Genomic DNA, 12,051 nt, shown 5'->3' with positions numbered 1-12,051 from the left:
CCACCGGCATCGATACAGCTCCACTACCGTCGCCGCACTCCATTCCATCTGATTCGTTAGGAAGGTCATTTCCCTTTCCGTCCCGTCCACCACCACCAGCGCCTTGATCCTCCGCGCCATCTCCCCGTTGCTCAGCTTCACCCAGTGGTCCTCCAACACCTTGGATCCCGCCTTGATTTCCCGTTCCTCCATCACCTCGCACTTCATCCCCTCCTTGATCCGCGTCACCCAAACCACCTCCCGCTCGTCCAAGTCCTTGAAGTGATCCAGATCCACGTAACCTCGGTCCATCACCACAATCTCCCCTGATTTCAGGCCTGCCGTGAGCTCTCTGGCCCTCTTGCTGTCGTGTTCCCGGGCTGCATCCACCAAGATAAACGACGGCAACAGCGTTTCGAAATTGAGCCGGACATGACACTTGGCCGCCGCCTTCCGCCGGCGGTGCTGCGCCCAGGGCATGCACTGCGCCACCAGTTCAATCACCGTCGAATCCATCAGATGTATTGACCGCTTCAACTTTCCAAGCTTGCCTGGGAACGTTCGCCTTCCAAATCGCGGGGACCGCTGTCTCAAGTGTTCAAGCGTTTTCCAGAACACCGTCTCGGCGATGGCGGCGGGCCGGACCCGGTTGGCGTGTGAGAGCGTGTTCCGGCTCGGGGGCGTCGCGCCCCGGATGGTCGAGAGGGGGCCACTCTGCACTTGCAGCGTATCGCAAATGTCATTCAACCCGAAGGCATGCGTAAGCTTGCCATGGATCAGGCTGACCAAGTGGCTCCAGTGGCTGAACGTTCGCGAATGATCCTCCGAACCCTGTTCCCGAGCCGCCTCGCTGACCGCGTGCGACGGGATATGATTGCAAACCTGATGAAGAACTGTGAACTTGCTCGTGGTTGGGTTGATGCTTTTCTTTTTCACTTCTGCCTCGTGGCAGAATTCAAGCGTCAACTCTACCCTTCATTTTCTCGCTTCGGCTGTGGGATGACTGTGAATCTGAGTGAAGAAAACGAGGCGACCCGGGATCGATACGGCCGCACCACGTACGGCCAGGGTTGTTTACTGGCCCGCCGCTTGGTGGAAGGCGGCGCCAAGATGGTGACGGTCTATTTTTCGAACAACATCGGGGGCCAAAGCACCAGTTCCGGCGGATGGGACACGCACGGGTTCAACAACACCCGCATGTACCCGATCATCGAGCAATACCACTTGCCGATCACGGAACAAACCCTGCCGACGCTGCTGACCGACCTCGATGAGCGAGGGTTGCTCGAATCCACCCTCGTCGTGTGGATGGGGGAATTTGGTCGAACCCCCAAAATCAACGAGAATGCCAGTCGCGATCATTGGCCGCAGTGTTTCACCGTGCTGCTTGCCGGGGGCGGGGTGAAGCGCGGGTTCGTTTATGGCGAGTCCGACAAATCGGGCGCCTATCCGGCCAAGGATCCTGTCCGCCTCGAAGACCTGGCGGCGACCTTCTATGATTTGCTGGGCATCGACCCGCATACCGAGGTTTTTAACACGGTGAATCGTCCGGTGCTCATTGCCGAAGGCCGGCCTTTGAGCGCGATTTACTCTTAACCGGAATCCGTGCTTCCAACATTCCTTCAGCTCCGCCAGCCATTCGAACGTGTGTGGCGGGTGTTATTGTTCGCGGGATTGGTTGGGGATTTTGGGTTGGCGGGATTCCTCTGCCTGGCTCAGCCCCGGCAATCTTCCATCACCGCGCCTCCATTCCCCATCGCTTTCCGGCCCGGCGAATCCGCCACGCTGTCTTCCGAGAAAAGCGGGTCGAGTCCCTCCTTGTGGCGTTCATTTCCCTCGCATTGGGTTTGGCAGGAGGACGCGTCGGTGAAGCCTTCCGTGCGGCGTGGCGTGTTGACTCCCGACGCCACCCTTCCCGCAGGTGCGGTCCATGCCATTCGCTGGAGCGATGACACCGGAGCCGCTCCCATCCGGCTCGTGTACTTGGATGATCTTCCAACCCGGCCCTGGGATTCGTCGGCCAGTCCTCCGGTTTTGACTTGGCCGTGCGCGGTGGATGGGGTGGCGAGGGATGGGAGCTCTCTGGTTTTTGCATTGGATGTCCGAAAAGGTGAGGAAGTTTCGATTGAAATCATCGCGCGGAGGCTGGGTTCCGAGATGGATCCCTGGCTCCGGGTTGAGGACGCGCAAGGCAAGGTCCTGCTGGACGTGGATGATGTGCCCTCATGGGAAGCCGACGCTGGCGGCACTCTGAAGGCGCCGCGGACGGGCCGATATTTTATCCATGTTCGGGATGCGAGTTTTGGTGGAGGACCCTCTTTTTTCTTTCGGATGAGAGTGGGAAGATTTCCGCTCGTGACCGCCCTCTATCCACCAGCGGCTTTTGCCGCTGCGGGGCATGACTATGAGGTATGGGCTGTGGGAGACGTTCCGGTTAAGGCCGTCCAGGTGGTTCAGAAAGAGCTTCCGGGTTTGGGTTCCGCCTCGTTCTCCGCGCTTGAAATTGTTGATCGCTCCGGCCGGGCGTTGCTCTCGATTCCTCGGATTGACGCCGCGCCGATCCTGGAGCATGAGCCCAACGAGCATCCTCCCCAAGTCGTGAACTGGAAAGCCACGCGCTGGTTGGCGGGCCGCCTCCGGAAGCCGGGCGACGTGGATCGATTCGCGTTCCGGGCTGCCGCGGGCGAGAAATGGCGGTTCAAGTCTCGAACGCGGTCCGTGGGATCTCCGTGCGATTTGTTTATGAGTTTGGAAGCCGGCCCGGGCCAGAAGGCGCCGCAAGCGGCCCATGCGTCGCGTGATGAGGCTTCACTCACCCATACCTTTGCATCCGAAACCGAGGCGGTGCTTCGTGTCGAGGAACTCACACGGCGAGGTTCCCCGTCCTTTCTTTATCTGATAGAGGCTGAGCTCTTGGATTCGTCCGTTTCCCTCGAACTGGGCACCAACACTTATGGGTTGAAAGCAGGCGAGGAAATTGCGATCAAAATCAAACTCGTCAGAGAGGGCTTTGCGGGCCCGGTTTCACTCCTGTTTGAACCACCGATGGAGGGTGTGGAAGGGCAGTCGCTGACCATCCCGGGCACTTCGAACGAGGGAGTGTTCAAATTGCGGCCCCGTTCGGAACCCAAGGGTGAACGCCTTACCGTGGCTCGCGTCAAGGGCGTCCTTGATGGAACTTCACGCACCACCTATGCCTCCACGTTGCCTGCCTTGAGGGAGCGATTTCCTCTCATGCGCCATCCCCCTCCGATGCTCGACGGATGGGTCTTTTTTTCGAGGAATTCCACGGTGAAAGCGAAATCAGAATGAACTTCAGGACTTGAGTTTTGGACCTCGAATCCGATGGATTCATTGTCGCCGGGATTTGATGACAGGTGGAGGGGTTCCAGGGCTGAAAGGCCCTATGGGGTAGGGGCGAGTTCGGTTTCGACCGAAGCCGGAGTTGTTGCGAAGTTGACGGAAGCCCGCGCTGACGGAATTCTGATATTGGGATCTGACGAAATGGATTAAGCTTGGAATTAGAAATGTCCGTTCATGGCGAGATAGAGCTTGTTCGCAAGCGAGGTTCGTTTCTGTTCTTTGTTCAAGATCACACGGCCGGCATCTACGTTTATCATCCGGGAGTCGATTTGGATCTTCGTCCAGGACAGCGTGTGCGGATCCAAGGAGCCGCCGGTCCGGGAAGATTCACCCCGATTGTGCTTTCGGAAACGGTGACGAAGCTGCCTGGCGAAGGATTCCCGGTGGCTAAGCGCATTGCGGTATCGCGGCTGCACAGCGGCGCGGAGGATTCCCAATGGGTTCAGATGGAAGGACAGATTCTGTCGTCCCGGGAGGTGCCGGGGATGGTTATTCTGGACATGGCGCACGGTTCACATCCGTTTCTGGCCATGCTGATCAAGACGGGAGGCGGTTTTCCAACGCTTGCCACGAACAGCCTGGTTCGGATCCGGGGGGTTGTGGGCGCCATGTTTGATTCGAGTCACAAGACCCAAGTTTTTCATGTTTATATCCCCGGCTCGGCTTTCATCGAGTCGATTCCGCCGGCAAGCCCGGGATTCGTTTCACCCGCGCATGCGGATCCGACGGAACTTCTCCGAGGAAAGGCGGTTTGGGTATGGCCGGGTGAGCTGATGATCGTGAAGGGGGATGCCACCGTGCGCCGCGTGGAGCCGCTTGAAACGAATCAGGTCACGGAAGGCGCCGCCGTCGAGGTACGCGGCTCGGTGCGTGCAGCGCGATTCAGCGACATCCTGACCCCGGTTTCGATTCACGTCCTCGAATCCGGCCAGCCGCCCACCGACACCGTGCTCGATCCCATCCGGGCCTATTCCGGGCATTTCGACGGGGCTCTCGCTCGAATAGAGGGAGTGGTCCTGGCCTCCTATGCCGACGAGGCGTCATTTCCTTGGTTGCTGCTCCAATGGACGAATCGGTTGATTCGGGTGCAATTGCCAAAGCCCTTGAATGAGAACGACCGTCTGGAAATCGAAACCGGTTCCCGGGTGCAAGTCCGCGGGTTGGTCGAGACGGACGATTCGGATGATCGGAGTGGTGGGGACTTGCGGATCCTGGCCCGGTCTCGGAACGACGTGAAGGTGATTCGCCGGACCAGTTTGTTTTCCCCTCCGTCGTTTGGCTGGGCGGCTGCGGGTTCTGTGGGTTTGCTGCTCGGGGGGGGTGGCCGCCTTGGCGTTTGCACGAGGTTTGGGCCGCGCTCGGATCCCGGTGACTGAGCTCGAGACTCGCTCCGGAGCCAGTCGATCGATTGAAGACTACATTCAGAATTCGCCGGATGCCTTCTTGAGGGTGGACCCCATGGGGCTGGTTGTTTTCGCGAATCCCTCCGCCCGTGCGATGCTTGGATTGGGAGACCACGACCTTGGGAGCCTCAGTTTTTCCGGCTTGTCTCCCCATGTCATTGGGATCGGTTGCGCGAAGTCCTCCAGCCCCAGCAACCCTTTCCTGGACCTGCATCTGTCGAACTCGAGTGCGTCACCTCCGACGGAAGACTGATTCAGACTTCCGTGCGATTGACCAGCCTTCCGGCCAAGGAAACGAATCTGCCGCGGCAGTTGGAATGCCGCCTCGAGGATGTCACTGAAGCCAAGCGCGTGGAGTCCGCTCTCCATGCCAGTGAGCAATTGCTGCGCTCGGCTTTGGAACAGTAAGGGCGGCTCGCTCGGGATCTGCACGACAACATCATTCAATCCATTTACGCGACGGGGCTCGGTCTAGAGTCAGCCCGGCTGCTGTTCGAGGTCCGGGATGACGGATGCGGATTTCAGGTTTCGGGCCTCCCGTCGCAAGGGCACGGTTTGCGCAACATCGCGTCGCGCGCACAAGAGTTGTCTGCCACCTTCGAAGTGAATGCCGCGCCCGGTCAGGGCACTTCCATCGTTTTCAGCATACCGACACAACACTCTCATGAACTCCGGTAATCCCCCCACTCATCCTCCCGCTTCCGCATCTCCCATTCGCGTGCTTCTGGTCGATGACCACGAAGTCGTCCGGGTCGGCATCCGTACTTTGATCACTCGCGACCCCGGCATCGCCGTGGTCGCCGAGGCGGGCAATGTCAAAGACGCGGTGGCGGCAGTCTCCGAGCATTTGCCTCAAGTGGTGCTGCTCGATATTCGTCTTCCGGGAGGATCCGGGTTTGATGGTTGTCGGCAGATGCTCAAAGAACATCCGTCCGTCCGCGTCATGGTTTTGTCGTCGTATGCCGACAGCGAGACGGTAATGAAGGCGATCGCGTCGGGAGCTTCGGGCTACTTGTTAAAGGAAGTGGATGGGGAAGGGTTGGTGAAATCGATCAAGAACGTGGCTGCCGGGGGTTCCGTGCTCGATCCTAATGTGACCCATCTTGTGCTGGGGCGGATCAAATCTGGAGATGGGTCCCAGGAGAACAACAAGCTGTCCTCGCTCTCCGCGCAGGAGCGGCGTGTCATCGCCTTGGTCGCGGAAGGCAAGACCAACAAGGAAATCGCGACTGCCATGGGCCTGAGCGACAAGACCATCAAGAATTATTTCAGCAACATTTTGGACAAGCTTGGGATGAGCCGCCGGTCGCAGGCCGCTGCTTTCTACGTTCAAAACACATCGGCGTTGGAGCGCTATTCCACTCCCCTCCGATGACCGTGATTCGGACATCCCGACTCACTTGATGCTGGAGTGACTCTCCGTTCCACACCCCGGCCCGGCGGAGTTCTTTGGCTTAGAATGGCAATTCAGCTGCTTCGGCCTGGCTAGAACTCTCTCGCCACCGTGAAGGTGATGACATAGTCGGCGAAGGCGGCGTCTCCATGGCGGTAGGTGCCTGAGTCTGCCGACCATCGCTGGTCGGCGATGCTGCGTTCGCGGTTGCGGTACAGAGCCACCGGAGCCGTCAGGCTCACCGTCCACTTGTTCTTCATGAGGCTGATGCCCGGCTCGATCCCGACGGAAAATCCGGGCCGCCGGAATCCGGTGTTGTCGCCGATGACGTCTTCCACGGGAACGCCTTCGACCCGGCCGCCCAGGCTGAGCTGAAGCCCCCAACTGGGCAGCAGCACATAACTCAGACCCGCGCGCAACATGTACTGATCCGGGATGGACGTGATTTGTTCGTACGGATTCCCCCGAGAGAAAGCCCCCGTGGTGGTGGGGGCGCCGTTCTCATCCTGAGGATTGAACAGATAAAAGCCCTGCGCGTAGGCGAAGGTTTTGTCGAAAAGCTTCCTCCAGCCATTCAGTTCCAAGGTGAAGCCCCAGCCTCCATCGCCGGGCTGGATCGATTGATCGACATATCCCGTCACCGGACCCGTTGCGCTGATGAAAGTGTCCGTGGCTTTGTAATCTCCGGTGGGCACTTTGAAACCCAGGCCGACTTGAAGGTTTCCATTGGGTTTCGTGGCAGGATCCCAGATCCAGGCGTAGGCCGAGAGGCGGGCGTCCCCGATGCCCCCGGCCTGAGTGTGGTGTCGATTGAGCCGGTCGTGTTCGTAGAGCGAAGATCGGTCCGAGTAAACGAAAGGAAGCAGCAAAGAGGTGCTGAACCGGGTGTTGATTTAATACCGCAACGAGAGATCGAAGAAATGGGAATCGTTGATGACTTCCGTGCCCAGGTCTTGCCGTTGAGGCTGCTCGCGATCGCCTACAAAATGCCGATCGGAATGAAGCCAGCGATAACCGAGGGTGGCCTCCCAGTCGCCATGGTCGGGAATAGAGCTGTGGCTGGCGCCGTGGATAGAGCACAAGCCGGCTCCTCGCGTCGCCACGCATCCTTGGGCGAGCGCACTGGTGGACCCGATTCCCAACAGAACCACTCCGGCGAGGCAAAAGATGGATGACTGGAAACCGGGAAGGATTCCGCCGTGACGGGGGGGATGAATGCGGATGGGGAGTCCTGTGGGTTGATGGAGGAGGCGGCGAATTTCATGGAGGCCGAACATGCCCCATTTTTTGCCCAGAACGGCACCAATTTGACGCTTAATGCTCCAAAGAGAGGGCGAATCCCCGCGGAACGGGGGTAAGGTGCTGGGGATTGGGGCATGCCTACCCCGCGCGTTTTGACGATTTGCCGATCGTCTTCGGCTGGATGTGGGGCCCGCTCCCGCCGTCCTGCCTCACGAATGGATTCTGTTGGGTTCCTTCCAAAGACGAACCCTTTCATTCTACCGACTCACTTGATGCTGAATTTACTTCGCCAATCGGAAATAGGATTTCGTCACAACCCCGTTGGGGTTGGTTTCCATGGGCGAACCGTGACCCAAGGTAGCTCGTTCCTCGCAACCTTGGGCTTCGGGACGGAATCCCGTTGGGATTCCTGGCGGGGCGAGTTTGAGTTGCGTTTCGTCGGTTGGGACGGGATGAACCTCCCGACTATTTCGAGCATCAAGTTAGTCGGGAGGTTGAAACTCGATGGGGAACGTTTCCCAACCCAGTCGAGAGCGAAAGATTCGGTTTAGGAGTTCTCGATCTTGACGAAACCTTCCTCAATAAAAGTGGCGTGCTGGACTTGAGCCAGACGTGCGTAGAGCCCTCCGGCTTCGACGAGTTGCGGGTGGGTACCTTGTTCAACGATGCGGCCCTGTTTGAGGACGAGGATATGATCGGCCTCGCGGATGGTGCTGAGCCGGTGGGCGATGACAAAACTGGTGCGGCCTCGGAGCAGCCGGGCCAGCGCTTCCTGGATCAGTTTTTCGGTCGCGGTATCCACGCTGGCCGTGGCTTCGTCCAAAATCAGAATGGGGGCGTTCTTCAGCAGCGCTCGTGCGATGCTGACGCGTTGCTTTTCGCCCACGCTGAGTTTTACCCCACGCTCCCCGACACGCGTTTCGTAACCTTCGGAGAGTTTGGAAACGAAGGGTTCGACGTGCGCGGACCGAGCCGCGGCCCGCATTTCCTCCTCCGTCGCATCCAGTCGTCCGTAGAGGATGTTTTCTCGAATGGTTCCGTTGAAAAGGAAGGGTTCCTGTGTGACCACCGCGATGTGCGAACGCAACGATTCAAGGGAGAGTTGGTCGATGGAGTACCCATCGATGGAGATCGAGCCGGCGGTGATTTCGTAGAAGGCGGGCAGCAGGTTGACCAGTGTCGATTTCCCGGCGCCGGTGGGCCCCACCAGGGCTACCATCTCGCCCGGCCGGGCTTCCAAGGATACACCGTGCAGGACCTTCTTGTCCTCGGCGTAGGCGAAATGGACGTTCTCGTAGCGAACATGACCACGGACAGGATTCGGCAGGACACCGGTGCGATCTTTTCGTTCCTTCTCTGCGTCCAGGATGTCGAAGACCCGTTCGCCCGCGGCACGGGCGGCTTGCAACATCTGGTTGAGTCCATGCAAGCGCCCGATGGGTTCGTAAAAGAACGCGAGCAGTAACACGAAGCCCACCAGTTCACCCACGCCGAGCGTTCCCCGGATGACCAAGCGGCCGCCTTGCCAGAGAACGAGGCCGGTGCCGAGGGATGTCATGAACGCCATGGCGGGCGAGTATTTCGCCCAAGCCAGCATGACTTCCAAGGTGCCGCGTCGCAGATCGTCGGCCCGGCTTGCAAACCGGGAGTCCTCATGGATCTGTCGTCCGAAGGTTTTGATTTGGCGCACGCCTTGGAGATTGTCCATGAGCAAGGCGTTCATGGCGGACGACGCTTGCCGCTGGGCTCGATAGCGTTGATGCGCTGTGGTGGTGTACCAGGCGGCCCCGGCGATGAGGAATGGAACGGGGACCATGGCGAGCCAGGCCAGGGCGGCCTGGGTGGAAAACATCAACGCGAGGGCTCCCAGGATGCTGAGCAGGGCGACGGTGCCCTGTTCCGTTCCGTCGATCAGAACTCTTTCGAGGGAATTGACATCCTCGATGACCCGGGTCATGAGATCGCCGGAGGCGCGTTGGTCGAAATAAGACACGGGCAGGCGCTGTAATCGGGCATAGACGTCGCGCCGCATGTCGAAGATGACGTTCTGTTCGAAGACGTTGTTGATGCGAATGCGGAGGCTGTTGAAAACCTCTCTGAGGAGGAACGCGGCCAGGAGGGCGGCGATCGCGCTGCCGAGCCACTCGGGACGTTGAGCCCGGATCACGTCGTCGATGATAAATTGCGTGAGCTTGGGGTAGGCAAAGCCACATCCCAGGGAAAGGACCGCGCACGCCACCGTGCCGATGGCCATCCCAGGGTACGGCCTGAGGTAGTGAGCGACCCTTCGCATGATTTCGGAAGTGGACCTCGCCTTGGCTTGGAAGCTTGGGTCGTGCTGTGGGCCGTGGAGAGCGCTTTGCCTGGACATCGTTCGAGAAATGGCTTGAAAACAGGGGGTTCGTGGATAGTTTCGACGGTCGCCGCGCGCTTAGCTCAGTGGTAGAGCACTTCCTTCACACGGAAGGGGTCGCAGGTTCGAACCCTGCAGCGCGCACCATTCCTGCCGGCGAGTCATTCCCCATCGAAAGTTTTTCTCAAGTATTCGAGGCTTCGCTTCGCAATGGCTTCGGGGCCTTCGCTAAAATCGAAGACCTCCACGGACACATAGCCCTGGTATCCCACCGTGTGCAATGCACGGGCAATCGGGTGAAAATCGGTTTTGCCAAATCCGGGTCCTTTGAGGTTGGGATCGTTGGCATGGAAGTAGGCGAAATGAGGCCAGGAGTTCGCGATGATTTGGGGAATCGATGTGGATTCCGAACTCATCGCTTTGACATCCAGGATGATCTTGGCGCGAGGCGAATGGAATTGTTTGATGAATTGGATGGACTCCGCCGCTGTGTTGATGAAGTTGGTTTCGGATGGGGCGAGGGGTTCGAGGCAGAGCGTCACCTCGCGTTCTTCCGCCTTCTTGACCGCTTCCCCGAAAGTCTGGCTTGCCCAGTCCCAAGCATGCCGCGGCGAGACACCTTCCAAAACTTGGCGTTGCTTGGGCGAGCCTAACACGATGAATTTTCCTCCCAAATCGGCGCAGAAATCCACCAGATGGCCTAAATAGTCGGAAGTGCGCCTCCTCACCTCCTGGTCGGGGTGGTTCAGGTGCAGTCCGGTGGTTTGAGCCAACACCCAGTGGATCCCCGAAATGGCGATGTTGTTTCTCTTGGCGAGTTCGACGATCGCGGATCGCTGGGTCGCGGGGATGTCCGTGACCTTGGGCGCAAGCGTGAAGGGGGCAATTTCCACCGCATCATATCCGCACTGCGCCGCGAAGGGAATCGAGTCCTCGAGCTTCCATCCTTGGAAGATCTCGTTGCAAATGGCGAATCGGTTGAGTCTCATTTTCGGTGATCATGACGGAGGCTTTGATGGAGGCAAAGAAAAAGCCCGGGCGAAACGCCCGGGCTTGAGTATGAAGATGCTTGGGAGAAGGCTCGAATTACGGGGCGGTAATCGCCGTTCCGGCCTTGTAGGTGCCGAGATCGACGCTCGCCTTGGCGGAGGTTGCGGTCCCAACTTTGTCCGTGGTGTAGGTTTCATTGACCACGGGGTTGACGGTGCCGCCTTTCAGGTAGGCGCTGATGGCGGAGAGGTCGGTGGTGTCGCCGGTGCCCTTCTTGTTTTCCAGGGCGTACTGGTCTTTGGCGCCTTCAATGATGCGCAGATTGTTGATGATCGAGTTCAACTGCGCTGTTTCGCGAGCTTTCACGAAGTTGGGAATGGCGATCGCCGCGAGGAGGCCAATGATCGCCACGACGATCATGATTTCAACGAGCGTGAAGCCCGACTTGGAGGAGGTTTTGATTTGCATAGACTTGCCTTTTTATCGACTGACTTTGTTGTTGCTTTCGTGAGGCGGTGTGAACAAGGCAAATCACCTGGTTATGATTAAGACGGCGTGTTCACTTTCAATGTAAGCGGTAAGCGGGGCGCATCTGTTCGGAGGGACTGGGGATGGGTTATGGTGAGGGCATGAAGAGCGATCCTGGTGGAGTTTCGGCGAGCGGCGGCGCGGAGCGTGCGCGGTGGGTGAGGGAGTATCGAGGCAGCGGGATGAGTTTGAAGGCGTTTGCCAAGCGGCACGGGATGAGCGCTGGGCAGCTCCACTACTGGGTTTACGGGTTGGACAAAGCCGGTGCGGCGGATCCGGTGCCGATGTTTCAGGAAGTGCAGTGGGCGACGACGGTCACGCCTGGAGCCTGGATCGCGGAAGTGGGATTGCCCGACGGTATCACGGTGCGACTGGCTCGGGGAACAGACTGGAAGTGGGCGAAGGGTCTGGTGGAGAGCTTGCGCACGCCATGCTTGCCGCGCTGACCTCGACGACGCGGATCGGTTGCTGGCGGTGCTGGTGTTTGGGGCGGCGGCCTGGAAGTGTGCCGCACGCGACCTTTGGATAGGATGGACCCCGGACCAGCGGCAGGCGCGGTTAAGTTGGGTCGCCAACAATCACCGCTTCTTGATTTTGCCGGCGGTGAACGTGCGTCACTTGGCCAGCCACATCCTGGGACGTGTGGCTCGGCGGATCGCCCCCGACTGGCGGGCCAAGTATGCCTGTCGTTGTGGTTGCGGCGGAGTCCTGGTGGCCCCCTTGCCCCCGCGGCTGCTGCCGCAAAGCAAGCTGGGGTTGGGACTGGCGGTCTATCTCCTGCTGGCGCGCTTCGACGACCA

Annotated in this window: 14 protein-coding genes and 1 tRNA gene; 9 read left to right on the top strand and 6 right to left on the bottom strand. The window is 59.2% G+C overall.

Annotated elements, in window-relative coordinates:
* The coding region (locus FJ404_17930) for an IS4 family transposase (protein ID MBM3824734.1) at nt 1-945 on the bottom strand (945 nt) is incomplete at its 3' end.
* On the opposite strand from FJ404_17930, the gene FJ404_17925 reads away from it, so the two are divergent.
* The 6 genes from FJ404_17925 (at nt 796) to FJ404_17900 (ending at nt 6,120) form a co-directional block, all read left to right on the top strand.
* Entirely contained in the window at nt 796-1,575 is a 780-nt protein-coding gene (locus FJ404_17925; GenBank protein MBM3824733.1) for a DUF1501 domain-containing protein, read from the top strand. The two genes, FJ404_17930 and FJ404_17925, sit on opposite strands and share 150 nt — an antisense overlap.
* Before the next feature lie 9 nt (nt 1,576-1,584).
* Entirely contained in the window at nt 1,585-3,291 is a 1,707-nt protein-coding gene (locus FJ404_17920; GenBank protein MBM3824732.1) for a hypothetical protein, read from the top strand.
* A gap of 203 nt (nt 3,292-3,494) precedes the next feature.
* Complete coding sequence (locus FJ404_17915; GenBank protein ID MBM3824731.1) at nt 3,495-4,718, top strand: hypothetical protein; 1,224 nt, start codon at nt 3,495-3,497, stop codon at nt 4,716-4,718.
* Nucleotides 4,618-4,998: a PAS domain-containing protein gene (locus FJ404_17910; protein ID MBM3824730.1), complete on the top strand. Its 381-nt coding sequence runs from the start codon at nt 4,618-4,620 to the stop codon at nt 4,996-4,998. Before FJ404_17915 ends, FJ404_17910 begins: the two co-directional genes overlap by 101 nt.
* Nucleotides 4,999-5,171: 173 nt before the next feature.
* Nucleotides 5,172-5,423 carry a hypothetical protein gene (locus tag FJ404_17905; protein MBM3824729.1) on the top strand — a complete coding sequence of 84 codons (252 nt, stop codon included), beginning with the start codon at nt 5,172-5,174 and terminating at the stop codon, nt 5,421-5,423.
* Entirely contained in the window at nt 5,353-6,120 is a 768-nt protein-coding gene (locus FJ404_17900) for a response regulator transcription factor (protein ID MBM3824728.1), read from the top strand. The genes FJ404_17905 and FJ404_17900 overlap by 71 nt, the downstream gene beginning before the upstream one ends.
* A gap of 110 nt (nt 6,121-6,230) precedes the next feature.
* Here FJ404_17900 and FJ404_17895 read toward each other — a convergent pair whose 3' ends face one another.
* From FJ404_17895 to FJ404_17885, 3 genes are all read right to left on the bottom strand, one after another.
* Nucleotides 6,231-7,007, bottom strand: coding sequence for a hypothetical protein (locus tag FJ404_17895; protein MBM3824727.1), 777 nt, complete (start codon nt 7,005-7,007; stop codon nt 6,231-6,233).
* 24 nt (nt 7,008-7,031) lie between these two features.
* A complete protein-coding gene (locus FJ404_17890) occupies nt 7,032-7,415 on the bottom strand; it encodes a hypothetical protein (protein ID MBM3824726.1) in 384 nt (127 codons plus the stop codon).
* 512 nt (nt 7,416-7,927) lie between these two features.
* Complete coding sequence (locus FJ404_17885) at nt 7,928-9,751, bottom strand: ABC transporter ATP-binding protein (GenBank protein ID MBM3824725.1); 1,824 nt, start codon at nt 9,749-9,751, stop codon at nt 7,928-7,930.
* Nucleotides 9,752-9,805: 54 nt separating this feature from the next.
* On the opposite strand from FJ404_17885, the gene FJ404_17880 reads away from it, so the two are divergent.
* Nucleotides 9,806-9,880 (top strand) — tRNA-Val (locus tag FJ404_17880).
* A 14-nt stretch (nt 9,881-9,894) separates the two neighbouring features.
* On the opposite strand, the gene FJ404_17875 is transcribed toward FJ404_17880, so the two are convergent.
* Together FJ404_17875 and FJ404_17870 are read right to left on the bottom strand one after the other, a co-directional pair.
* A complete protein-coding gene (locus tag FJ404_17875) occupies nt 9,895-10,722 on the bottom strand; it encodes a sugar phosphate isomerase/epimerase (GenBank protein MBM3824724.1) in 828 nt (275 codons plus the stop codon).
* Between the two features lie 97 nt (nt 10,723-10,819).
* Entirely contained in the window at nt 10,820-11,191 is a 372-nt protein-coding gene (locus tag FJ404_17870) for a type II secretion system protein (protein ID MBM3824723.1), read from the bottom strand.
* 161 nt (nt 11,192-11,352) lie between these two features.
* Between FJ404_17870 and FJ404_17865 the strand changes: the two genes are divergently transcribed.
* Complete coding sequence (locus FJ404_17865; protein MBM3824722.1) at nt 11,353-11,697, top strand: hypothetical protein; 345 nt, start codon at nt 11,353-11,355, stop codon at nt 11,695-11,697.
* 19 nt (nt 11,698-11,716) lie between these two features.
* A partial coding sequence (locus FJ404_17860; GenBank protein MBM3824721.1) for a DUF4338 domain-containing protein occupies nt 11,717-12,051 on the top strand: 335 nt, incomplete at its 3' end.

Source organism: Verrucomicrobiota bacterium (assembly GCA_016871495.1).
GTDB lineage: Bacteria > Verrucomicrobiota > Verrucomicrobiia > Limisphaerales > VHDF01 > VHDF01.
This window is presented reverse-complemented; position numbering and strand designations above follow the sequence as displayed.

Bases quoted from the DNA above. Each gene is read 5' to 3' on its own strand.
- FJ404_17925 (MBM3824733.1), top strand. From the start codon at position 796: ATGATCCTCCGAACCCTGTTCCCGAGCCGCCTCGCTGACCGCGTGCGA.
- FJ404_17900 (MBM3824728.1), top strand. From the start codon at position 5,353: ATGCCGCGCCCGGTCAGGGCACTTCCATCGTTTTCAGCATACCGACAC.
- FJ404_17890 (MBM3824726.1), bottom strand. From the start codon at position 7,415: ATGTTCGGCCTCCATGAAATTCGCCGCCTCCTCCATCAACCCACAGGA.
- FJ404_17885 (MBM3824725.1), bottom strand. From the start codon at position 9,751: ATGTCCAGGCAAAGCGCTCTCCACGGCCCACAGCACGACCCAAGCTTC.
- FJ404_17875 (MBM3824724.1), bottom strand. From the start codon at position 10,722: ATGAGACTCAACCGATTCGCCATTTGCAACGAGATCTTCCAAGGATGG.
- FJ404_17870 (MBM3824723.1), bottom strand. From the start codon at position 11,191: ATGCAAATCAAAACCTCCTCCAAGTCGGGCTTCACGCTCGTTGAAATC.
- FJ404_17865 (MBM3824722.1), top strand. From the start codon at position 11,353: ATGAAGAGCGATCCTGGTGGAGTTTCGGCGAGCGGCGGCGCGGAGCGT.